Source organism: Flavobacterium yafengii (assembly GCF_030010375.1).
GTDB classification, from domain to species: domain Bacteria; phylum Bacteroidota; class Bacteroidia; order Flavobacteriales; family Flavobacteriaceae; genus Flavobacterium; species Flavobacterium yafengii.
Window position 1 is genome coordinate 340,926 of the sequence record NZ_JASCRY010000002.1, and the last position, 24,842, is coordinate 365,767.

The window sequence follows — 24,842 nt, forward strand, 5'->3', positions numbered from 1 at the left end:
TTTAAATGCCCTTTTAATTTTACTCCTGATTTTTATTTTGTTTGACATAATTCCTTTTTTTATAAATACATAGTTATACTTACATAAAAAGTCAATAGTTCATAGTATCAGTTTGCTCTCAAATTAGATGCTCAATTTCAATTGAAAAGTGTTGGTCAATTTGATTATTTTTTTAGTTGTAAAACGTAAGCCTTTTGGTTATTACTAAAGTTTGACAGTAAATAAAGAAGCTATTCTTTTATAAAACGAGTGTTTATATTATACAAATGTTAACTATTTGTTATCTGAAAAATATTTATTTATGTAGCTCCTTGTCTTTTATTTTAGCTGTTTTTCATCAAGGATTTAATATCATTATGATTTATTTAAATATTTTTTTTAAATCAGAATCATATTGAGTTAGTTTCTAGGGGAAGACTTATTTATTAGCCAAATATATACTTCCAATACATGAAAAAGTTCTTTCAATCAGTTATTTGCTGATTTTTTTTTAGTTTAATTCAATTTTTAGTAGCGTTGAATTAGTGTTCAAGAATTCTATTTTAATCAAATCGAAATAAAAAATAGCGGTTAGAATACTTTTTTTTAAATACTTAATTTCTATCGGGTTTATCAGTGATTTAATGTCTTTTCTTTTTTCTTTTTTTACTAATAGAGACTTTTTTGTTCTTGAAAAATTTACTTTTTGTTATTTCGTAATTAACATAAGTTTAGCAAATATCGATTCTATTTGTCCATTATAAACAAATTGATAAAAGATGAAAAAAATTAGATTTTTGATGCTATTCTTTTTAACTGTTTTCTCTGTTGCTGGTTGGGCTCAAACAGAAGTAACAGGAGTAGTATTAGATGATGCCAATTTTCCGTTACCGGGAGTTAATGTATTAGTGAAGGGAATTAAAAAAGGAATAGTAACCGACATTGACGGTCGTTTTACGATTAAAGCATCAGTTGGAGATGTTATTGAGTTTTCTTATATAGGATTAGAAACACAAGAAGTAACCATTAAAAACTACAACAAATTAGATATAAAGTTGCAATCAAGCGCCATGCAACTTGAAGATTTGGTAGTAGTGGGATATGGTTCAAAACGAAAAAGGGATGTTACCGGTGCAGTCACTTCAGTTAAAAATGACGCGTTTAATCGAGGTATAGTTACCTCACCAGAACAATTGATACAAGGTAAGGTTTCTGGGGTTAATATTACTTCTGCAAGTGGGGAACCTGGAAGCAATCAAGCCATAAGCATACGTGGTCAAGGTGGTGTTCGTACTGGAAGTACACCTTTATTTGTCATTGATGGATTTGCTCTTGACAATTCAAGTACAGGCGGAGCAACAAATCCGCTTAGTTTTATAAATGCTGACGATATAGAATCTATCGACGTGTTGAAAGATGCTTCTGCTACGGCTATTTATGGTTCAAGGGGAGCTAATGGAGTTATCTTGATTACTACAAAAAGAGGTAAAAAAGGACAATCTAAAGTAACGTATTCCACTAGTCTTGGTACATCAAGTATGGCTAAAGAAATCCCTGTTTACAGTGCAGATGCTTTTAGAGCAAAAGTGGTTGAAATAGGCGGACAACTAATTGATTTGGGTGGATCTACCAATTGGCAAAAAGAAATAACTCGAACAGCATTCTCTCAAAACCATAACTTAAATTTAAGCGGTGGTGCTGACAATCTAACCTATTTTGCTTCTATTGGTCATCAAGATCAACAAGGTATTCTAAAAAATAGTGAACTGAAAAAACTTTCAGGGAGAATTAATCTAACCCAAAAAATGTTTAACAACAGGCTTAAGATTGATTTAAACTTGAATGCTACCAATACAAAAAGTGAGAGGCCTGCGATAGAAAGCCTTATAGGTACTGCATTAAGCTTGAATCCAACATATCCTGCGTATGATGAAAATAGAGCTCCTTCCATATTTGCAGATGTTTTTAATCCGTTGATCCGTCTTAATCTGTATGAAGATTTGACGAATACAAACCGAATTATAGCGAACATTTCTCCTTCGTTTGAAATTATCAAAGGATTGGACTATAAGTTAAATTTAGGTGTTGACAACTCCAATTCTGACCGAGACATACAAAATCGACCAAGTACTTTACCGCAACAGGACGGAAGGCTGGATTCGTATTATATCAGTAATAAAAATAATTTGATTGAAAACTATATCACGTACAACTTTGATTTAGGAGAGAATAATTTTTCTCTTTTGGCAGGCCATTCGTATCAAAAGACATTTGTGCAATACAGACATTGGAGTATTGATAAATTTAAAGATAATGGTATCGACCCAAAATACAATCCCGGTTTGGGACAAGAATTGGATTTAATAGATAATTTACCATCAGGATCTGCTATAAAAAATGAATTACAATCCTTTTTTGGAAGAGTAGGATACAGTCTTAAAGATCGCTACTTGTTGACTGCTACTTTCCGTAGGGATGGTTCGTCAAAATTTGGTAGTAACAATAAGTACGGAAATTTTCCTTCATTTGCTGCTGGTTGGAGAATTTCAGAAGAAGAATTTATGAAATCATCACCGTTTAGCAACCTAAAACTTAGGGCAGGATGGGGACGAACAGGTAATCAGGAAATTCCATCTAAAATAACACAGGCATCCTCTACAACATCAGTGACAGGAAGTACAAGTTATCCTCTTAATCCAGCAGGAACTTTCCCTGGGGGCACCACTTATGCTCGTTTTGCTAATCCAGATATTCAGTGGGAAGTATCTTCACAAACCAATGTTGGTTTAGATTTTGGATTGTTTAATGGCGCTTTATCGGGAACGGTAGATTATTTTAACAAGGTTTCGGATAATATTTTACTTGAAGTGGTTCCGTCAGATCCAATTCAAGCCGCTTCAACGTATTGGACAAATGTGAAAGATATGACCATCACAAATAAAGGTCTAGAATTAGCGCTTGCTTATGAATACAAAAACGAAAATGGAGTTTCATTTAGTTTAGGTGGAAATGTCTCTTTCATAGATAACAAAATTGAAAATTCTCCTTTTACTGTTTTAACAACAGGAAGTGCATCAGGATCCGGTCTTTCGTCAGCTACTATTAATGGATATGTGAACGGACAGCCTATTGGTACCTTCTACATGAAAGAATTTATTGGTATTAATGATCAAGGAATGAGCATGTTTAGGGATGTAAACGGTGATGGTTTAGATACCGATGCTGACAGAGTAGTTGCTGGTAGCGCATTACCAGACAAATTATACAGTTTTTATGGTAACATCGCATACAAAGGATTTGATTTGAATTTTAATTTCAATGGTGTATCTGGAAATAAAATCTATGATAATACTGCCAATTCTAGTTTTTACAAAGCCCGTTTAGCAAAATCGTTAAATACAACTGCTGCAGCTGCTCAATATCCATCAGAATCGATAACAAATCCTGCTTCGATTTCAACACGATATTTGAAAAATGGTGCTTTTATTCGTTTGAATAATCTTTCATTAGGGTACAATTTAAATCCTAAAACGATTGGTATCCAAGACTGGGTTAGTTCGATGAGGTTTTCTTTAACAGGACAAAATTTATTTGTCATTACCGATTATGACGGTTACGATCCAGAGGTTAATACAGATCGATCTGTAGATGGTGTTACTTCTTATGGAATCGATTATTTAAGTTATCCAAAAGCAAGAACATTTCTATTTGGATTTAATGTTTCATTTTAATAAAAAGCAAATCACATGAAAAATAAATTTATACTAGTATTTACGTTACTAACCACTTTAATGCAATTTGGGTGTTCTGATCTTGAGGAAGAGGTACTGGATGAATCCTTGACAGGAGGAGCTACAATGGATGCAGTTGCTGATGGAAGTATTTCTCCAGCTTACGCAGTTTTACCCAATTTGTTTTTGCACACCAGTTATTTTACTCTTCAGGAAATATCAACAGATGAAGCTATTTTGCCGTATAGAGGCGGAACAGATTGGGGAGACAACGGAATCTTTATTGATATGCACCGCCATACTTATTCTAGCTCCCATATTCGTATAAAAGATACTTGGGGTTCCATTACTCAAGGGATTTCACGATCAGTAACTGCAATAAATGCGCTGGCTCCCTTGGCAGAAACAAATCCAACAGCTAAAATTTATTTAGCGGAAGCCCGAGGATTGAGAGCCTATTATTCGATGTTGAGTTTGGACTTATTCGGGTTGATTTTTGTGAAAGAAAATCCGACAGAAGTTTCCACTATTGTCCGCGGTAATGATGCGGTAGAATACATTGCAAAAGAATTAGTCTCTATTGAAAATGAAGTGACCACTACGGCTGGACCAGGTCGAATTACTAAAGGTGCCGTATGGGGACTTTTGGCTCGTTTGCATTTGAATGCTGCAGTTTACCGCCAGCCTTATGCGACTAATTTTGATTTTAAATCAGAGGATATGGATAAAGTTATTTCGTATACCGATAAAATTATTACATCTGGTCAGTACAATCTTTCTTCGGAATATTTTGAAATTTTTGATGATGAAAATCATACCAATAAAGAATTAATTTTTGCTGTTGATCAACGTGCTGAATTGAACGGACACAATCGTTTGGCTTATTTCTCCTTGTCTGGTGATATGTTCCCTAGTCCTGCATTTCCCCGAGCAAACGGAACTGACGGACCAGCCATTACTCCTGATTTTTATCAGACATGGGTTTCGGCGTATGGAGCTAAAGATCCTGCAACTGCCGATCCTCGATTTTTTAAAGAGAACCTTAGAATACCCGCTGATTCCTGTATCGCTGCAAAAGACTTTGAAGTGAATCGAGGAATATTGAGAGGACAACAATACGGATTGATTACCACTGCAAACGGACAGCCATTTGCGCGTTGTGCGGATGGTGTTGGTTATAAAATAAGTAAGCTTCGAAATATTACAAGATCGGATAAAACCAAGTTAGTAAACCATACGCAGTTTATCGATTTTACCGCTGCAGGTAGTGGATACAGTACCGGGTATAGAGTTTTGAAATATGAGTTCAGTAAAAAATCGGATACCGGAAGAAACAAAGGAGATGCTGATATCGTTATCATGCGTTTGGCTGATATTTACATGATGCGTGCTGAGGCAAAATTGCGTAAATCAAATGATATGGGTGGTGCACTTGCAGATGTGAATGTGGTAAGAGCTTCAAGAACGGCAAGAATTGCTGCTCCAGCATTAACTTCTATGACACTTGATCTTTTGTACAGAGAACGTGGATTTGAATTTTACTGGGAAACGCTTAGACGTACGGATATGATTCGTTTTGGAAAATATGAAGGAACGTGGACTGAAAAAACGGATAGTAATGTTCAGAAACGTCTTTTTCCAATTCCACAATCTGCTATTGACGGAGCTTCAGACAAACCTGGATATTTGGTTCAAAACGCAGGATATTAATTGGATTAAAAAGAGGATTATTGGTACTGTTTTAAAATAAAAAACCAAATAGTATCACATGAATTCACTTCCTAAAATATAATTTTATTAAAGACCTTTCGGTGTATTGTTATGATACCCGAAAGGTCTACATAATTAAATACGGTTCTCGATACATTTTTTGTTCCGTTTTACTCCACAAAAAATACTCGAACTGACGTTTTGAATAATTACACCCAACGAGTTAACACTACTCTTTCTTCACAATTTATACTATGACCCAATCTATTAAAATTTCAGTTCTTGCCTTGTTATTTTCCTTGCAGTTCATTCAGGCACAAGAAGTTCAAAAATATAAAATACATTCTCATAATGATTATGAGCAAAATGTTCCGTTTTGGAGTGCTTACGCCAATGGTTTAAATTCTATTGAAGCGGATATTTTTTTGAAGGATAATAACTTGTATGTAAGCCACACCGAGACCAATATCAAAACAGAACGTACTCTGGAAAAGCTTTATTTAGATCCTTTACAACAAGTAATCGATCTTCAACTTAGAAATCAGCAACCGATACAATTACTGATTGATATTAAAACCGAGCCTGTTGCTACGCTGAAAAAACTAATAGCTATTTTAAAAACCTATCCCAATGTCATAAACAATAAAAAATTCTCTATTGTGATATCGGGAAACCGACCAGAAGCAAAAACATATACACAATATCCGAATTATATTCAATTTGATTATCAAAGTTTAGTTAGTATTCCTGAAAAAGAACAATGGGATAAAGTAGCGCTAATCAGCAAAAGTTTTAGTGAATTTTCGTCATGGAACGGAAAAGGAAGGCTCACTGCCGAAGATTACAAAAAGGTATCTGAAGCGATTAAAAAGGCCCATAGTTATGGAAAACCATTTCGTTTTTGGGGTTGTCCAGATTCTAAAACCGCATGGAAAACGTTCAAGGATCTCGGAGTCGATTTTATAAACACCGATATGCCTTACGAGAGTTCCCGTTATCTGAATACATTAGACAGCAGAGTTTTTTACAATACGATTGATTCGCCGGTATACACGCCTACTTATTTGTCTGACAAGAAAAACAGTCCCATACAAAATGTTATCCTGCTTATAGGAGATGGGAACGGACTTGCTCAGATTTCTAGTGCTGTTTTGGCTAATGGTGGCCAATTGACACTGACGCAATTAAAATCTATTGGGTTTCTAAAAACACAATCCTCGGATGATTTTACTACCGATTCAGCTGCGGGAGGAACGGCTCTTGCTACTGGTCAAAAAACATATAACAGAGCTATTGGAGTGGATTCTTTAGGGAAAACTATCGAAAGTATTATGGAAGTTCTTACTAAAAAGGGATTTAGTACGGGTTTGATTACAACGGATCATATTACAGGAGCGACACCCGCTTCTTTTTATGCGCATCAAAAAGAGCGAGATTTGACAGCAGCAATCGCTAATGACCTTATGAATAGTAAATTATCTCTTTTTATGGGTGGTGGAAGCAGTAATTTTGCAGATGGTTTTTCTAAAACTGATTTCTCAATTTTAAATTCCATTGCAGATGTTGCCAAAAGTAACAAGAATCAAGTTGGTCTTTTTTTCTCTGAAAATACGGTTCCCAGTGTTTTAAAAGGACGTGGAAACCTATTGGCAGAAGCCACAAAAAACGGACTCGAATTTTTGAATGCTAAGAATAAACCGTTCTTTCTTATGGTTGAAGGCGCTCAAATAGATTCCTATGGTCATGCGAATAATGTACCCGGAATTGTTTCAGAAGGAATTGATTTTGACAGAGCCATAACCGAAGCGATTAAATTTGCAGATAAAACAGGCAACACTTTAGTCATTGTTACCGCAGATCATGAGACTTCCGGGTTTACGTTACCGCAGGGGAATTTAAAAGATAAAATGATTGAAGGCGATTTTACAACTTATGATCATACTGGAATTATGGTGCCGATATTTACTTATGGACCTCAATCGGATATTTTTTCGGGAGTGTATGAAAACAATGAAGTCTTTCATAAAATCAAGCAAGTTTTGAAACTTAAATAATTAATAGTTAGATCGCTATAAAAATTAAATTAAAAGAAAAAGAGGTTTTCCTGTTGGGAAAATCTCTTTTTTTATGGGAAATATTGGTTTTTATTTCTGAATCGTACCAGATTTTAAATCAATAAAAAAATGATCTGCCGGAGCTCCGTTTAAAAATTTGTTCAGAATGGTCAGAAGAAGAATTGTATTTTTTTCTGTTGGATTTTCTGGATTTAATTTTCTTTCCTTTTGATGGTCAAGATAGGAAGTGATAATAAATTGATATTGATTTATTCTTTCTTTTCCAATGTCAGCAATAGCCAGTTCATCGGCGCTTCGAATGCGATAAAAGTCGGTGATAAGCTCCAAACCAGACCAATTAAAATCACTTTGATTGAACCGATTCTTTTTTAATTGTTGCTTTACTTTCTTTTCTGCTTTTTTCCACTCTTTTTCAAAATCGTTTTTGTGATTTATGATGGTGTCATAATCTTCCTTAGATTCAAAATTAGCGAGTATCAGTAATTCTTCACCTGAAATATTTAACATAAAATTCTTAAATAATTCAGGCCAATCGTCTGGTAAAAAACGCAATCGAACTAATTCTTTTAGATGGAAATCAGTAAAATCATGGTAGTTTTTTGTTTCTAAAATTGCATTATTCCAAATGTCTGCTGTGTTCTGACTTTTCAAAAAATCATATTCCATTTTATAAAGATCAAACAGTTCATTGAATCGGGGCACTTCATTTATTGCTATGGTTTCTATTTCCATTACCTCATTTTTTTTGATAGTGAGTAGTTTGTAGGCAGGAATGTAGGCTGCCAAAGAAGGGGTTTGAATGTTTACCAGCGTATTTCCTTTTTTTGTTTTTCGAACACCTGTATCGTTGATGTGCATGTGTCCGCCAAAATGGATTTTCAATCCTGCATCAGCAAAGGTTTGTGCGACTTCTTCCTTCGGAACACGGTCTAATTGCCATTTTCCTTTACCCATTAATTCTTCAATTTCAGGGGAAGCATCGTCATTAAATTCTACCATTGGAAAGTGGCTGAATGCGATCAGGGTTTTTCCTCTTTTTTTAGCCTCAGCACTTATATCCTCAATCCATTTTATCAGGTGTTTTTTATGAGAAAGTACCTTGTTGTAACCTTGGCCTGCATCAGAATACTCTTTGGAGTCCTTTGAGTTTTTAGCAGTCTCTTTTTTAGGAATATAAACATTCCCATCAATGGCCAGCAACCAAAGCCCGGGAACGGGTTCTACCACATAACTTACATCGGGTACGGAATATCCAGGTGCTACGGAATACGTTCTGTTTGTTAATGAAGCCGCTTCTGATGCTTTTGCAAAATTGTAAGTATCTAATGAATAAGTGCTGAAAGGAGTGGCCCAGAATACATCATTTTCTTTTGGAAAAAAACCAAAATCTTTTAGTTCGGGGGTAATACCAAGATATCCCATTTTGGCAATATCCTGGCTTATTACTACCGTATTTTCACTATTGCTGTTGGCTTGATAGAATCCTTTTTTACTGAAAATAGGTTGGCTTTTTCCTCCACTGCCCAAAAAATCATTTTTCCCGGATTCCTGAGCGAAAGGTCCGGCAGGATCGTGATTGCCTGTGGTGATAAAGAATTGGATACCGTATTTTTTAGTATAATCAGTAAGGATTTGCTTTAGTCCCCGAATGTGAAGCGGTTGTCCGTCATCACTATAATCACCCGGAAGCGCCACGATTTTTATACCTCGTTGTACAATATCATCAAGGGCTGCGAGAAAAGCAAAATAGTTTTCATTAAAAATCCGAGTCGAATGTAACTGCGATTCCATCGTTCTTAATAAAGTATGCTTTCCGTTCTTAGGATTGGTGATTCCTTTGTAGTCGCTGTCTTGTAAGGTTCCATATATATCCTGAAAATGAACATCTGCCAGAAAAGCAATTTTTAATTCCTCAGTTGGAGACTGCCCTTTTGAAACTGCAGTAAAAAGAAATAGAAAAAGGGAGAAATAAACAATTATTCGACTCATTGAAGATTTTAAATTAGTTGTATTTAATGTTTTTCAAACGGTACAAGGATAGAAAAAAAAGAATACAATTCATTTAAGGGAATGTTATGTGTTTATTTTATTGTACTATTTTTTTCTAGACTTTAGATTTAAAAAATTTTCTGGAATAGTTTTAATTTAGAATTACTAAATTCTTATATATCGTACTTATTCATCAATCGTAATCTATAGGAAGACTTTTTTTGACCTACAAGAAATTTATAAATACTTGAATTTGTAAAAAAACAATGTATTGATTTTAAGTGTTTTTTATGATTAAAAAGTGTGAATAATGTAAGTTTTATAAAAAATAATATAACACTTTTTTCTGTATCATTTTGACCTTTGTAAGGTATATAAGCTGTAGTAAATTTAATTTAGTAAAAAAGTAAATCACTAATTTGAGTTTCTCAAGTATGACTTTTAATAGCTTTAAGGCACAAGAAGACGTTTTAAATTTTGGATTAATTAAAATTAGAAAAGATGAAAATTTAGCAAATAACGTTATTTCTCCGGATGTTAAAAATTGTGTCTTGAGTTTCTATGCTGCTTTTGCATTTTTAGTAAAAAACAACAGAATGAATTATATAAAAAATTAAAAAACATTTTTTTATATAATGTAGCTTAAAAGGCTTCGTTCTGAAATAATGTCTGTTTTTTGATTGCTATTTTCCCTTTTTTAAATAGGTAATTGACTGTTAGTATTGGTTTAGAAAGTGATTTAATAGCTTCAAATTTAGTTTTTGTTTATGGAAAAAAACATATTAATTGTAGACGATCATTTTATAGTAAGGTCAGGGATATCCTTATTATTAGAAAATGAACTGGATGAGGTTCAGGTTTTTGAGGCTAGTGATTTTCCAGAAGCACTTCTTGAATTTGATAATATTTGTTTTGACTTAGTAATATTGGATATCAATTTGCCCGGCGGAAAAAAATGCAATATGATAGATGTTTTGCGGGAGCTGCAAAAAGATGTAAAAATATTAATTTTTTCTGCTCACGAGGAGGATATTTATGCTTTTCGTTATGTCCAAGCCGGGGCTAACGGATATTTGAACAAGTTGAGCGATAGCGATACAATTGTTAAGGCTGTAAAAGCAGTTTTGGAAGCAGGAAAATATATTTCAATTGATATTCTTGAAAAATTCATAAGGTTTTCTCAAGGTAAGAGAGAAAGCAGTAATCCACTAGAAGAACTTACCCACCGAGAATTAGAAATTGCTGAACTTCTTGTAAAAGGATTTGGGAATCTTGAAATCGCTAATGAATTGGATATAAAAATGTCGACGGTAAGCACCCACAAATTAAATGTTTTTAAAAAAACACATATAACCAATATTATAGAATTATCTGAATTGTTTAAAAAATTCACAAATTAATTTAAATCCGTAATTATTTCAAATTTAGAACCTTTGCTTATTTCACTGGAAATTTTTAAGTTACCGTGAAGTATATGTATTAATTCTATAATCATAGGTAGTCCCATTCCGCTGTTTCTTAGGATTAATTTCTCAGTAGATTGTTCATTACTTAATTGTTTATAATATATTAAATCCTCTTTTGTAAATCCTTTTCCTGTGTCTTCTACAACCAGATATAATTTTTTGTTTTTAATAAGGCTATAAATTTTAATGACTCCATTTTCTGTATTTTTTATAGCATTGTCAATGATGTTGTGAAGAATTACAGATAATATATCTTGATTTATTTTTGTCACAACATTTTTATCAATTTCATTTATTAAAATGTTATTGGAAGCCTTGGCAATTTCGTTGAATAAATTACATTTTGTTTGTACCAGTTTTCTTAGATAGTAAGCCGAATTTTCAGAAGATTTTCCTTCAATGAATATTTTAGAATAAGTCAGTAAACTATCTATAAAATTGAATAACTGTAATGTAGATGAATAAACCGATTTTGCATTTTTTTTGAATTTTTGATCGTCATAATTTATAGATTCTTCATAGATATATTTACTAGTCATCGCTAAATATTTCATTGGACTTTTTATATCATGACTTATAGTTCCAATTAACTTTTTATGCTGAATTATTTCTGTAGATAATTCCATTTTAGTTTTTTCTAAGTCCTCTATAATATCTTGTAATTGTTCTTTTGTTTTATTAACATCCTTTTCTGAGGCAATTATTTTTTTTAGTGTTATTACATAATAAAAGCTTACGCTGCTGATTATTAATGATATGAAAAATATATTTAGGACAATTAAATGGTTTTTAATTTCTCTGCTACCATCACCAACAATATTAGAAAAATTATCGGCTGAATTGTCTAGATTATCGCATAGAATATTGATTTCAGATGTGATTTTATTTTTTGTTTGTTCGTCTAATTTCGTAGTTTGAATTTTTTTATGAATTTCAATACCCTTTTTAAGAAGTCGATTTACTAATTCATCGGCATTTTCCCATTTATGAATTGCTTTTTTAAGAAATGGAACAGAATTGAAATTTTTAAAAATCCATATCATATCATCTAAATCCTCTTCTTTATTTTTTCCTGCTCTAAATCCTCTTTTGGCTATATCCTCATCAAGATTTTTACTTAAAGCAACTCTTGCTACTTGATCTCCCAAAGGAATTTTTAACTCTTCTTCAAATAATTTCCAATGTTTATCATTTTCTGTATAGAGATAACTAATCAAATGACGGGAGGCTTTGTTTTGTCCTTTTGAATAACTCGATTCTCCGTTTACATACGCCCTTGATGCCGATAAAATTCTAATCGTAGTATAGTTTATGATAATTAATGTGATACAGGAAGAAAACATGATGATATAAAGGATTATTATATTCTTTTTTGAATTTACATAGTTCTTAATTTCAGACATAAGCTTTTATATTTTATGGTATTGTAAAGTAATAAAATTTGTTAATTTTTTGTGTGTTTTTCGAAAAAAAATAAGAAAAAGCTGTGTTTAATTTTGATGCTTTTTTTCCTGCTGCTAGTATTAAATAAATTTTTCCCTAGTAATAATTCTACAAGGATATCGATTTTTATTTGTGCGAATTTTTCTATTATATTTTTGTGAAATAATAAATTTGTATATGCAATAAGTTCTTTGATCACTTTCCAGATTAATACATAAAATTAATTATTTATTAAAACACATTAATTTTTTTATGTCGTAGGTAAAATTATTATTTATACGAAAAAAGAGTTATGAATTTTGTCTTGTTTAAAAAGCTTAATCTTTTATTTTATGAAAAAAAAATACCAAAAGCTTTCGATTGATCAATTAGATCGATCCATTGTATTAGAAACATCAAATCAAGGAGTATTTAGGAAAGCATTGCTTTTTTTGATTTTTTATCTGTGCGCAACAAATGTTATCTCAGCTCAATGTAATACAGATACTCCACTTCCTTTTATTGATAGTACTTATGGTAACTTATCAGCAACAGCAAGTATTAATGGTGTGTGTGTACTTTGTGCAGTTCCTAATGCTTCCAGGTTAATAGATGCAGACTTGAATAATTTTGCAACAGCATTTGTAGCTATTGGTGCAGCAGGTTCAGTAAATTATAGAGTGACAGACGCAGATACGGATTATCCTGCTGGTACTTATGTAGGGTACAGGATTGATACTGGTAGTTTATTGAGCTTAAATTTGCTGGGCTCAATTACAATTAGAACATATCTGAACGGTACATTAAAGGATACAGCTTCGGGTTCTTCTCTTTTGGGTGTAGGATTGCTTAACGGTTCAGGAAATAATTATGTAGTAGGTTTTAATACAACTCAACAATTTGATGCGATTGAAATTTCTGTAGGAGGTTTGGCAAGTTTGTTAAATACTATTGATGTTTATTATCCGGTAATCAGAAACTATTGTGCAGGTCCGGCTTTAAGTTGTAATACCGCATCGGCAATGAATCTTCCAGCTTATCCAGTAAGTTTAGAACCGTCACATACTGGTATTTCAGGCATAAGTTTAGGGACTATTTATGATGCTTCGAATGTTATTAGTACTAATACAAATGATTATGCTACAATAACTTTAACAGCTGGTGTCGCTGCTTCGGGAAGTATTGCAGTAAAAGATCAACTAACGGATTATCCCGCGGGTACTTATGCAGGGTTTGAAATTGAAAATTCTAATTTACTGAATGTTTCAGCTTTAGGAAGCATAGCAATAACTACTTATCTTAATGGAATTCAGCAACAACAATTCCTTGGAAATAATTTAGTCGTTAATGGCTCTTTATTAAACAATCCTGGTCGATATAAAGTAGGCTTTGTGTCAACGGATTCATTTGATGAAGTTCAGCTTTCCATTAACCAGACATTGTCACTGAATTTAGGTTCAACAAGAGTTTATAGTGCTGTTTTTGAAAATTTCTGTGCTGGGCCTGATTTGGTTTGTAACACACAAACAGCAATGTTAGCTCCTACTTATCCAGTTTATATTAATGGTGTAAATACAGGTATTGATGGTTTAGTTTGTGCGCTTTGTTCAATAAACAATGCAGACAATTTGATAGATCAGAATACTTCAAATTTTGCTCAAATAAATTTAACGATAAGTGTTGGAAACAGCGGTAGTATTTCTGTAAAAGATCAGGTAGTAGATTATCCTATAGGTTCTTTTGTAGGTTTTACAATAGAGAATCCTTCATTGTTGAATGTAAATGCACTCGACGCAGTCACTATAAGAACGTATCTTAATGGAGTTCTTCAGGAAACTAAAGTTGGAAATGCTGCTTTAGTTACGGTAGGAACCAATCTTTTGGTGGGAAGTAGTTTACAGACAATTGGTTTTGTTACGGCTAAATTTTTTGATGAAGCTCGTATTACAATTACTAATACAGCAACAGTGAGTCTGGGAGTTGTGAATGTTTACAGTGCTATTTTCCAAAAATTGTGTCCGGTAATCTTAGAATGCAATAAAACATACGCATTGACGAATCCAATTTTTCCTGTAATCATTGATAGTGGAAAAACCGGTGTTGATGGATTGGCTTGTGTGGCCTGCGCAGTTAACAATACAAATAATGTATTAACAGCAAACACTACTGATTTTGCTTCGGTTTTAGTTACCGCAGGAGTAATTGCTCCAGCTTCTATAGCTGTTTTAGATCAGTTGTCTACTTATCCTGCGGGTACTTATGCAGGATTTACAATAAAAGATTTGAATAGTTTGATTCAGTTAGATTTGTTCAATTCGTTAACTATTTCTACTTATTTAGATGGTGTATTTAGAGAGTCTAAAAGTGCATCACTATTGTTAAATCTATCTTTGACGATACCTCCGTATGACTCTGGTTCTGGAATCTATAATGTGGGTTTTCAGAGTACTCAATCTTTTGACGAAATCAGAATTAGTGTAGGGTCACTTGCGAGTATAATAAATGATATTAATGTATATGGAGCATTTATCAACACAGCAAGTACTAGTGGCGGAACTTTACAATGCGCTGTTATTGATGCAGTAAATGATCTTTTACCTTCAATAATTGGAGCTACTGGTACGATCAATGCAGGTAATGTATTAACAAATGATACTATAAATGGAACTCCAGTCACAATAAGTGATATTGACTTAACGGTAACTAGTGCTGCTACACCAACAACTTTAGGTGCCTCAGTACCTTCTATAGATCCTTCGACAGGCGTTGTAAGTATTCCATCGGGAACTCCAGCAGGTAGTTATAGTATTACGTATCAAATTTGCTACAAATTAAATTCATTGACTTGCGACTCAGCAACGGTAACTGTGCCTGTAATAGTTGCAGCAATCGACGCAGTGAATGATGCGAATACAATTATAGTTTATGGAGTAACTGGCGGTAATACAGGTATTAATGTTTATGCTAACGATACTTTTAACGGAAACCCAGTAGATGTATCGGATGTTGTTTTGACTTCTACTCCAAACGGACCACTAACGGTAAATACAGACGGAAGTGTAATAGTAGCATCAAATACTCCAGGAGGAACTTATACCGTGGATTATACTATTTGTGAAAGACTAAATCCTACAAATTGTAATATAGCTACAGTTACTGTTTTTGTATCTACTCCAAGTATTGCTTTAGTCAAAGTAGGCGCAGTGGGAGGAAATGGAGCAATAGGAAATGTAATCACTTACACTTTTGTGGTGACCAACACCGGAAATACATCCTTGAGCAATATCATGATCAATGATGTTTTGACAGGCAGCGTTAACTTGGCGGTAAGCCCAAGCACATTGATACCCAATGCTACTGGAACTGCGACCGCAACGTATACGATTCAACAAATAGATGTAGATTCCGGAAAAGTAACCAATAGTGCTACAGTAACAGGAACTACTCCAACAAACGGAACAGTGACGGATACTTCTGGAACAACAATCACTAATGATACTCCAACAGAAACTACCCTTACTCCAAGTCCAAGTATTGCTTTAGTCAAAGTAGGCGCAGTGGGAGGAAATGGAGTAATAGGAAATGTAATCACTTACACTTTTACGGTGACCAACACCGGAAATACATCCTTGAGCAATATCATGATCAATGATGTTTTGACAGGCAGCGTTAACTTGGCGGTAAGCCCAAGCACATTGATACCCAACGCTACTGGAACTGCGACCGCAACGTATACGATTCAACAAATAGATGTAGATTCCGGAAAAGTAACTAATAGTGCTACAGTAACAGGAACTACTCCAACAAACGGAACAGTGACGGATACTTCTGGAACAACAATCACTAATGATATTCCAACAGAAACTACCCTTACTCCAAGTCCAAGTATTGCTTTGGTAAAAGTGGGCGCAGTGGGTGGAACCGGAGTAGGAAATGTAATCACTTACACTTTTACAGTGACCAACGCAGGAAATACCACATTAAGTAATATTGTTGTGAATGATGCTTTAACAGGCAGCGTTAACTTGGCGGTAAGCCCAAGTACATTGACACCCAACACCACAGGAACTGCGACTGCAACTTATGTAATCAAGCAATCAGATGTGGATGCCGGAAAAGTAACTAATAGTGCTACAGTAACAGGAACTACTCCAACAAACGGAACAGTGACGGATACTTCTGGAACAACAATCACTAATGATACTCCAACAGAAACTACCCTTACTCCAAGTCCAAGTATTGCTTTGGTAAAAGTAGGAGCAGTGGGAGGAAATGGAGCAATAGGAAATGTAATCACTTACACTTTTGTGGTGACCAACACCGGAAATACATCCTTGAGCAATATCATGATCAATGATGTTTTGACAGGCAGCGTTAACTTGGCGGTAAGCCCAAGCACATTGATACCCAACGCTACTGGAACTGCGACCGCAACGTATACGATTCAACAAATAGATGTAGATTCCGGAAAAGTAACTAATAGTGCTACAGTAACAGGAACTACTCCAACAAACGGAACAGTGACGGATACTTCTGGAACAACAATCACTAATGATACTCCAACAGAAACTACTTTGACTCCAAGTCCAAGTATTGCTTTGGTAAAAGTAGGAGCAGTGGGAGGAAATGGAGCAATAGGAAATGTAATCACTTACACTTTTATGGTGACCAACACCGGAAATACATCCTTGAGCAACATCATGATCAATGATGTTTTGACAGGCAGCGTTAACTTGGCGGTAAGCCCAAGCACATTGATACCCAACGCTACGGGAACTGCTACTGCAACGTATACGATTCAACAATCAGATGTAGATGCCGGAAAAGTAACCAATAGTGCTACAGTAACGGGAACAACTCCAACAAACGGCACAGTGACGGATACTTCTGGAACAACAATCACTAATGATATTCCAACAGAAACTACCCTTACTCCAAGTCCAAGTATTGCTTTGGTAAAAGTAGGAGCAGTGGGAGGAAATGGAGTAATAGGAAATGTAATCACTTACACTTTTACGGTGACCAACACCGGAAATACATCCTTGAGCAATATCATGATCAATGATGTTTTGACAGGCAGCGTTAACTTGGCGGTAAGCCCAAGCACATTGACACCCAACGCTACGGGAACTGCTACTGCAACGTATACGATTCAACAATCAGATGTAGATGCCGGAAAAGTAACCAATAGTGCTACAGTAACGGGAACAACTCCAACAAACGGCACAGTGACGGATACTTCCGGAACAACAATCACTAACGACACCCCAACAGAAACTACGCTGACACCAAGTCCAAGTATTGCTTTGGTAAAAGTGGGCGCAGTGGGTGGAACCGGAGTAGAAAATGTAATCACTTACACTTTTACAGTGACCAACGCAGGAAATACCACATTAAGTAATATTGTTGTGAATGATGCTTTAACAGGCAGCGTTAACTTGGCGGTAAGCCCAAGTACATTGACACCCAACACCACAGGAACTGCGACTGCAACTTATGTAATCAAGCAATCAGATGTGGATGCCGGAAAAGTAACTAATAGTGCTACAGTAACAGGAACTACTCCAACAAACGGAACAGTGACGGATACTTCTGGAACAACAATCACTAATGATACTCCAACAGAAACTACCCTTACTCCAAGTCCAAGTATTGCTTTGGTAAAAGTAGGAGCAGTGGGAGGAAATGGAGTAATAGGAAATGTAATCACTTACACTTTTGTGGTGACCAACACCGGAAATACATCCTTGAGCAATATCATGATCAATGATGTTTTGACAGGCAGCATTAACTTGGCGGTAAGCCCAAGCACATTGATACCCAACGCTACTGGAACTGCCACCGCAACTTATGTAATCAAGCAATCGGATGTAGATTCCGGAAAAGTGACCAATAGTGCTACAGTAACAGGAACAACACCAACAAACGGAACAGTGACGGATACTTCTGGAACAACAATCACTAATGATACTCCAACAGAAACTACTTTGAATCTAAATCCGAGTATTGCCATTATGAAAAATGCAGTTTTTAACGATAATAATGGAGATGGTTTTGCTCAAATAGGAGAAACAGTAAGTTATACTTTCACGGTGATGAATACTGGAAATTTACCCCTTATAAATGTTGTATTAACGGATGCTTTGCCTGGAATTTTAATTACTGGTGGCCCTATAAGTTTAGCATTAGGAGAGACTAATAGCACCTCATTTAGAGGAGAGTATACTTTAACACAACAGGATATTATAAATGGATATGTAAGCAATCAGGCTATGGTAAAAGGGACAAATGCAGCAAATATAGAAGTTATGGATTTATCAGATGATGATAGTCCTACGCAAGATGATGCTACAGTTTTAAGTATTAATGGTTGTGCTATAGAAGTATTTAATGCACTATCCCCGGGCAATGATGGTTTTCATGATTTCTTCCGTATTCGAGGTATAGAATGTTATCCAAAAAACACAGTTGAAATCTATAATCGGTGGGGAATTAAAGTATACGATGCAGAAGGATATAATAACAATAGTGTTTCTTTTAGAGGTTTTTCTGAAGGTAGAGGAACAGTTAATCAATCAAATGGATTGCCAACAGGTACCTATTTTTATATTATTAAATATCAAGACTTCAGTGGTAATGTAATTGACAAATCGGGTTATTTGGATTTAAACAGAGATTAATTTAATTTTTAGAGTTATCACTATCATTTCTTCGAAATAAAAAAATAAAGGATATGAAAAATATAGTAATTATTTTATTGTTAGTGAATGTATCAGTATTTGCACAACAAGACGCACAGTATACAAATCATATGTATAATACAATCAACATCAATCCTGCATACGCTGGTAGTAGGGGTGTTGTGAGTATTTTTGGATCATATAGATCGCAATGGGTAGGACTTGATGGTGCTCCTGTAACTAGTACAGCTTCTATTAATACTCCAATTGAAAATTCAAATCTAGGTGTCGGACTGTCTTTTATAAATGACAAAATTGGCGCGTCAGATGAGTCTGCTATTTCAGTTGATTTATCTTATGCTATTCAAGTCTCAAATAATTATAAAGTAGCATTTGGAGTAAAAGGAACTGCTAATTTGTTTAATGTAGATTATACCAAATTAAATCGATATGATTTGAATGATCCCAAATTTCAAAATAATGTTGAAAATGAATTTTCTCCTGGTGTTGGAGCAGGAATTTATTTTTACTCGGATAAACTTTATTTAGGATTGTCAGTTCCTGATTTTTTAGAGTCTCGTGTTTTTAATGATAATCTTTCGATTACTGTCTTAAAGAGTATGCATTATTATTTAATAGGAGGCTATGTTTTTGATTTAAATCCAAGTTTACAATTCAAACCTGCATTCATGTCTAAGATAGTTGAAGGAGCTCCATTGCAAGTTGATTTATCTGTTAATTTCTTATTCAACGAGAAATTTGTATTAGGAGCAGCATGGAGATGGGATGCGGCTATGAGTTTAATGGCGGGTTTTCAAATCAGTAATGGAATGTATATTGGATATGGCTATGATTTAGAGACCACCAAATTAGCCAATTATAATTCGGGATCACATGAAATATTTTTGCGATTTGAATTGTCTAAAAACAGAGAAAGAATGGAAACCCCTAGATTTTTCTAAATAAAGAAGAAGCATCATGAAAAAAATAACTACATTTTATATAGTGTTTATCATTAGTGTGATGAATATTTATTCTCAAAAGTCAAATCTTGCTAAAGCGGCTAAAGAATATGGGCAATTTGCCTACGTTGATGCTATAAAGACGTATGAGAAGGTATTTGCAAAAGGATACAAATCCGTTGATATGTTAGAAAAATTGGGTAATGCCTATTATTTCAAAGCCGATTTAGATAATGCTGCTAAATGGTATGGAGAATTATTTTCTTTAGCGAATGAGCTAGAACCAGAATATTATTATCGCTACGCACAGTCATTAAAAGCAATAAAACAATATGACAAAGCGGATGAAATGATGGCGAAATTTATTAAAATAAACGGGAATGACCACCGAGCAAAATTAGCCGCTGAACAAAAAAATTATCTGACTTTGATTAAAAAGAATTCAGGAAGATATAGTATAGAAAATGCTGGAATAAATACGGAATACTCTGATTATGGAAGTTCTTTTTTTGGTGACAAATTAGCTTTTACTTCGGCTAGAACCAATAATAAAGTTTACGAAAAAAAGAGTTCTTGGACTGGCGAAGGATACACAAATCTCTATTTTGCAGACAAAGATACTAATGGAGCACTTTCGGATGCACAACGAATTTCTACCATTATTAATTCTAAATATAACGAAGCCACACCTGTTTTTACTAAAGATGAAGGAACAGTTTATTTTACCAGAAATAATTATTTGGAGAAAAAAGGAAAAGATAAATCAGGAACCATTCTACTAAAAATATATAAAGCCACATTCAAAGAAGGAAACTGGGAAAATGTAACAGAATTACCGTTTAATAGCGATGATTACAGCGTTGCACATCCTGCTTTAAGTCCAGATGAAAAGTATCTGTATTTTTCATCGAATATGCCGGGAACACTTGGACAATCAGATATCTTCAGAGCAAGCATTAATTTTGATGGTACTTTTGGAGCGCCTGAAAATTTGGGAGCTATTGTTAATACTGAAGGCAGAGAAACCTTTCCATTCATTTCGGCAGAGAATGAACTTTACTTTTCTTCAGATGGGCATCCAGGTTTAGGAGGATTAGATGTATTTGTTTATAGAATAGGAGATAATAGATGGCATAAAGGAGTATTGAATATGGGAGAATCATTAAATAGTTCAAAAGATGACTTCGGATTTTTGATTGATTCAACGACAAAGTTGGGCTATTTTACTTCCAATAGAGAGGGAGGTCAAGGAGGGGATGATATTTACAGATTCAAAGAGCTTAAGGAAATTCAATATCCATGCGATCAATTTTTGGCAGGAAAAGTAACAGATAGACAATCAGGAGTAGCACTTTCCGGATCAAAAGTAATCTTGTATGACGATGGTTATAAAATGCTAAAAGTTGTTGATTCAGATAATGGAGGAAAATTTGATTTTGGTCCCATTGAATGTAATGCCAAATACCATATCAAAACAGAAAAAGGGGATTACAATACTATTGAAATACCACTAATTATTGGTGATGAGTCTGGGAAAACATTCATCCCAATGTTATTAGACAAAATAGTTAAAGAAATGAAACTTGGCGATGATTTAGCAGTAGTATTAAAATTAAAAACCATCTTGTTTGATTTGAATAAATCCAATATTAGACCTGATGCTGTAGTAGAATTATCTAAAATTTTGGATGTGATGCAACAAAATCCAAACATGAAAATTGATGTTCGATCTCATACCGATAGTAGAAACAGTACTGACTATAATAAAAAACTGTCTGATCGAAGAGCAAAATCAACTATGGCTTGGTTGGTAAAACAGGGAATTAATAAAACACGTGTAACTGCAAAAGGATATGGGGAATTGCAGTTGCTAAATAAATGTGCTGATAGTGTAAAATGTACTGAAACTGAACATCAAGTGAACAGAAGGAGTGAGTTTATTATAGTAAAGTAGACAAATTTTATTTTACAGTTTTAAATATAAAAAAGGGCAAAAAATTTTCTGAATACTTTTAATCACTAAAACCATTTTAAAATGAAATATTTTTTTTACTCTATTCTGATTTTTAGCTCTCTTCTAACGCAAGCACAAGTAGGAATAGGGACAACTGATCCACAAGCAACCTTAGATATTCGGGAACCAAACCCCTCTTCTCCCACAGTTGCGGCTGGTATTGCAATCCCACAAGTGAATACTTTGCCTACATCTGGAAATAGAGCAGGTCAACTGATTTATTTGACAGTAACTAATTTATATTATTATTATAATGGTAGTTCTTGGTATTCATTACAAAATCAAATTTACACCTTTGGTGATGTGAAATACGGATATGCAGCTACAGATCATTTTGGTTGGGTTTTGTTAAATGGGAGATTAAAAAGTACTTTAACAGCTAGTCAGCAAACTGCTGCTACATCTTTAGGCATTGGTACAAATTTACCTGATATACAAGACAAAAGTATTATTGGTGTAAGTGCTACAAAAGCATTGAATACAGTAGGAGGCAGTTCTTCTCCTGTAACAATAGCACAAAATCAATTGCCTAATGTTACCTTAACGACAAGCAGTGATGGGGCACATATACACAAAGCAGGTAAAGCAACAAATTATCTTCTGGGTATTGGATTCTCTCAAAATTTATCGCCATCAGCAACAGGCGATGATGAAGATACATCAAGTGCAGGGACTCATAACCATACAGCATATCTAAACGGCAATGTGACACAACAGTCTTTAAGTATTCAAAATTCTTATCTAGCTTTAAATGGATTTATATATTTGGGATTATAGACAAGTTGCTACTATCACAATTCTTTTGTAATAGTATCCAGGTAACCCAATTTGCACCCTTCCGATTATGATTTAATGATGATTTTTGAAATTAATAAAAACGAAAAAGCCTTTAAATCCTAAGATTTACAGGCTTTTGGTTTCAATTGAAAATGAATTAGTGGAGTCGCCGGGAATCGAACCCGGGTCCAAACAAGCAACTAAAAAGCTTTCTACGCGTTTATTTCCTGATTAGATTTTCGATCTTGTGTTTGACCAGAAACAGTCGCACAAAACTTATCTTCTTAATTTCGAAATCCACCCGAAGCTTATGGAAATCTAGGTTTAAATTTACGATTCACCTTTATCGACCGCTATAAACCAAAGCTTTCGAGGTAAATCCTGCTTCCCTATCTGATAGGGACGAGGCTAATCTTACTATGATTCAGATTATGCAGCAAGAGCGTAGTTTCCTTCGCCGTGTATGTGTTTTGAAACCTTTTATTAACGAGAATTGTCCCAGTTCTCGACGTGCTTACTTCTCAATTCGACTTGCTGTCAAAACCAGTCGACCCCTTTTTTTATATCAAAATCTAAATTTTGAGTTTGCAAATGTACACTTTTAAACTTGAATTAATAGTGCTAAACTTCCAACTCTATTTCAAAAATCATTCCTTTTTTTATTCGTCTTTTAATTTGAACGGATAGTCCCCAAATAAAACCGCTAACTTCCTAACATCATATGTTTTTCGGGTAAACTTATTGGATAACGCAATAATGGTAACGCTTTCTTTTCTCAAAGTAATATAAGCCGATGTGTTACCATGCCACCAACCATTGTGAAAATAAAAATTTTGACCAGTATCCCAATTGACCATTCTGATGCCTAAACCGTAATTTTTGGTGCCTTTGCGTTCATTGCTATATCCTTTATATACTAGACTTAGCAACTTTGGTGTTAGGAAAGTTGAACTGTTTCTGGCTCTGTCAAATTTTAATAAATCACGTGGTGTGGAATATATATTTTTATCGCCATAAATTGCATCTAAGTAATCCTTTCCAATTTCAACTTTATTTCCTTTATAAGAAGTTACAGCGGTGTCTTTATCTCTTTTATAATCAAAAACATAGGTGCTTTTCATCCCTAATGGTTCAAAAATGATTTGTTTCATGGCATCTTTGTAAGGGAGTTTTGTAATTTTTTCAATTATTAATGCCAACATGGCATAATTAGTATTACAATAACTAAAACGAGTATCGGTTTTAAATTCTAAACCAATGTCCTTTGTTGCCATGATAGTTAGAATATCTTGATTGGTAAGTATGTTGTGTCTATCCCAAATCGTTTTATCACGATCTGTAAAATAGGCATAATTACGCATGCCGCTTCTGTGGTTCAACAATGTTTTTATCGTAACGTCAGGATACGGAAACTCTTTCAAGATGGTATTCACCTTTTGGTCTAAGTCGATTCTTTTGGCATTTATTAATTTTAAAATTGCAGTCGCCGTAATCACTTTACTCACAGAGGCAATGTGTAGCGGAGTAGATTTGGTAATTAATGTTTTATCTCTAAAATTAGAATATCCTTCATATTTTTCATAAATAATCTGACCATTTTTAGCAACCAGAAAGCTTCCGTTTGCACTATTGTTAGGCCAGTTTTTTTTATAAAAAGAGTCAATTGATGCCTTTTTTGAATTAATGTATTCAGCTGTTAATTTTGTCTCAGGTTTGGCTAAAGGCTTCATCTTAGGTAATGTACTCTTTGGTAGTTGAGTATCACTTAATTCTATTTTCTTTTTCTCTTTATTGCAAGAACTCAAAACCAAAAAGAGGAGGGATATATGTAGTATATTTGTTTTTTTTATAAAATTCATTTCTGTGGTGCTAGAAAGGCAAATATATAGAATCAATGTCTTTTGATGCGTTGTTTTTTTGAAACCTTAACACTATTTTATCAGTACTCAAGAAGACCAATTTCGCTATTATTTTGTACATCAGCTTTTAGTAGTTTCTCTCTTGTATATTTTCTAAAAAAAATAAAATCAAATTCGT

The 24,842-nt window shown here is 34.2% G+C and carries 12 protein-coding genes and 1 other RNA gene; 9 read left to right on the forward strand and 4 right to left on the reverse strand.

Annotated features, from left to right (window positions below; translation table 11 throughout):
- Positions 1–758: 758 nt before the first annotated feature.
- From QLS97_RS09045 to QLS97_RS09055, 3 genes are all read left to right on the forward strand, one after another.
- Positions 759–3,710, forward strand: coding sequence for a SusC/RagA family TonB-linked outer membrane protein (locus QLS97_RS09045; RefSeq protein WP_282716076.1), 2,952 nt, complete (start codon positions 759–761; stop codon positions 3,708–3,710).
- Positions 3,711–3,725: 15 nt separating this feature from the next.
- Positions 3,726–5,420 carry a RagB/SusD family nutrient uptake outer membrane protein gene (locus QLS97_RS09050; protein ID WP_282716078.1) on the forward strand — a complete coding sequence of 565 codons (1,695 nt, stop codon included), beginning with the start codon at positions 3,726–3,728 and terminating at the stop codon, positions 5,418–5,420.
- A 254-nt stretch (positions 5,421–5,674) separates the two neighbouring features.
- Positions 5,675–7,474, forward strand: a complete 1,800-nt coding sequence (locus QLS97_RS09055) for an alkaline phosphatase (protein WP_282716080.1) — start codon at positions 5,675–5,677, stop codon at positions 7,472–7,474.
- A 90-nt stretch (positions 7,475–7,564) separates the two neighbouring features.
- On the opposite strand, the gene QLS97_RS09060 is transcribed toward QLS97_RS09055, so the two are convergent.
- Positions 7,565–9,484 (reverse strand): metallophosphoesterase family protein, encoded by a 1,920-nt coding sequence (locus QLS97_RS09060; protein WP_282716082.1) that lies wholly within the window; start codon positions 9,482–9,484, stop codon positions 7,565–7,567.
- Between the two features lie 434 nt (positions 9,485–9,918).
- On the opposite strand from QLS97_RS09060, the gene QLS97_RS09065 reads away from it, so the two are divergent.
- Both QLS97_RS09065 and QLS97_RS09070 read left to right on the forward strand, forming a co-directional pair.
- Complete coding sequence (locus tag QLS97_RS09065; protein ID WP_282716083.1) at positions 9,919–10,101, forward strand: hypothetical protein; 183 nt, start codon at positions 9,919–9,921, stop codon at positions 10,099–10,101.
- Between the two features lie 150 nt (positions 10,102–10,251).
- Positions 10,252–10,884 carry a response regulator transcription factor gene (locus QLS97_RS09070; protein WP_282716084.1) on the forward strand — a complete coding sequence of 211 codons (633 nt, stop codon included), beginning with the start codon at positions 10,252–10,254 and terminating at the stop codon, positions 10,882–10,884.
- Here QLS97_RS09070 and QLS97_RS09075 read toward each other — a convergent pair.
- The gene (locus tag QLS97_RS09075) at positions 10,881–12,353 is read right to left on the reverse strand and encodes a sensor histidine kinase (RefSeq protein WP_282716086.1); all 1,473 of its coding nucleotides are present in this window, start codon (positions 12,351–12,353) and stop codon (positions 10,881–10,883) included. The two genes, QLS97_RS09070 and QLS97_RS09075, sit on opposite strands and share 4 nt — an antisense overlap.
- Positions 12,354–12,725: 372 nt before the next feature.
- Between QLS97_RS09075 and QLS97_RS09080 the strand changes: the two genes are divergently transcribed.
- The 4 genes from QLS97_RS09080 to QLS97_RS09095 all read left to right on the forward strand — a co-directional run bounded on the left by QLS97_RS09080 (position 12,726) and on the right by QLS97_RS09095 (position 22,805).
- On the forward strand, positions 12,726–19,052 hold the full coding sequence (locus tag QLS97_RS09080; RefSeq protein ID WP_282716088.1) for a DUF7507 domain-containing protein: 6,327 nt from the start codon (positions 12,726–12,728) through the stop codon (positions 19,050–19,052).
- 53 nt (positions 19,053–19,105) lie between these two features.
- On the forward strand, positions 19,106–20,014 hold the full coding sequence (locus QLS97_RS09085; RefSeq protein ID WP_282716090.1) for a PorP/SprF family type IX secretion system membrane protein: 909 nt from the start codon (positions 19,106–19,108) through the stop codon (positions 20,012–20,014).
- Positions 20,015–20,030: 16 nt separating this feature from the next.
- Entirely contained in the window at positions 20,031–21,968 is a 1,938-nt protein-coding gene (locus QLS97_RS09090; RefSeq protein WP_282716092.1) for an OmpA family protein, read from the forward strand.
- 81 nt (positions 21,969–22,049) lie between these two features.
- Complete coding sequence (locus QLS97_RS09095; protein ID WP_282716094.1) at positions 22,050–22,805, forward strand: hypothetical protein; 756 nt, start codon at positions 22,050–22,052, stop codon at positions 22,803–22,805.
- A gap of 158 nt (positions 22,806–22,963) precedes the next feature.
- On the opposite strand, the gene ssrA is transcribed toward QLS97_RS09095, so the two are convergent.
- Positions 22,964–23,360: a transfer-messenger RNA gene (ssrA, locus tag QLS97_RS09100) on the reverse strand.
- Between the two features lie 104 nt (positions 23,361–23,464).
- On the reverse strand, positions 23,465–24,664 hold the full coding sequence (locus QLS97_RS09105) for a serine hydrolase domain-containing protein (RefSeq protein WP_282716096.1): 1,200 nt from the start codon (positions 24,662–24,664) through the stop codon (positions 23,465–23,467).
- Positions 24,665–24,842 lie beyond the last annotated feature (178 nt).

Coding starts and splice junctions, on each gene's coding strand:
- QLS97_RS09045 (WP_282716076.1), top strand. CDS start 759: ATGAAAAAAATTAGATTTTTGATGCTATTCTTTTTAACTGTTTTCTCT.
- QLS97_RS09050 (WP_282716078.1), top strand. CDS start 3,726: ATGAAAAATAAATTTATACTAGTATTTACGTTACTAACCACTTTAATG.
- QLS97_RS09055 (WP_282716080.1), top strand. CDS start 5,675: ATGACCCAATCTATTAAAATTTCAGTTCTTGCCTTGTTATTTTCCTTG.
- QLS97_RS09060 (WP_282716082.1), bottom strand. CDS start 9,484: ATGAGTCGAATAATTGTTTATTTCTCCCTTTTTCTATTTCTTTTTACT.
- QLS97_RS09065 (WP_282716083.1), top strand. CDS start 9,919: ATGACTTTTAATAGCTTTAAGGCACAAGAAGACGTTTTAAATTTTGGA.
- QLS97_RS09070 (WP_282716084.1), top strand. CDS start 10,252: ATGGAAAAAAACATATTAATTGTAGACGATCATTTTATAGTAAGGTCA.
- QLS97_RS09075 (WP_282716086.1), bottom strand. CDS start 12,353: ATGTCTGAAATTAAGAACTATGTAAATTCAAAAAAGAATATAATAATC.
- QLS97_RS09080 (WP_282716088.1), top strand. CDS start 12,726: ATGAAAAAAAAATACCAAAAGCTTTCGATTGATCAATTAGATCGATCC.
- QLS97_RS09085 (WP_282716090.1), top strand. CDS start 19,106: ATGAAAAATATAGTAATTATTTTATTGTTAGTGAATGTATCAGTATTT.
- QLS97_RS09090 (WP_282716092.1), top strand. CDS start 20,031: ATGAAAAAAATAACTACATTTTATATAGTGTTTATCATTAGTGTGATG.
- QLS97_RS09095 (WP_282716094.1), top strand. CDS start 22,050: ATGAAATATTTTTTTTACTCTATTCTGATTTTTAGCTCTCTTCTAACG.
- QLS97_RS09105 (WP_282716096.1), bottom strand. CDS start 24,664: ATGAATTTTATAAAAAAAACAAATATACTACATATATCCCTCCTCTTT.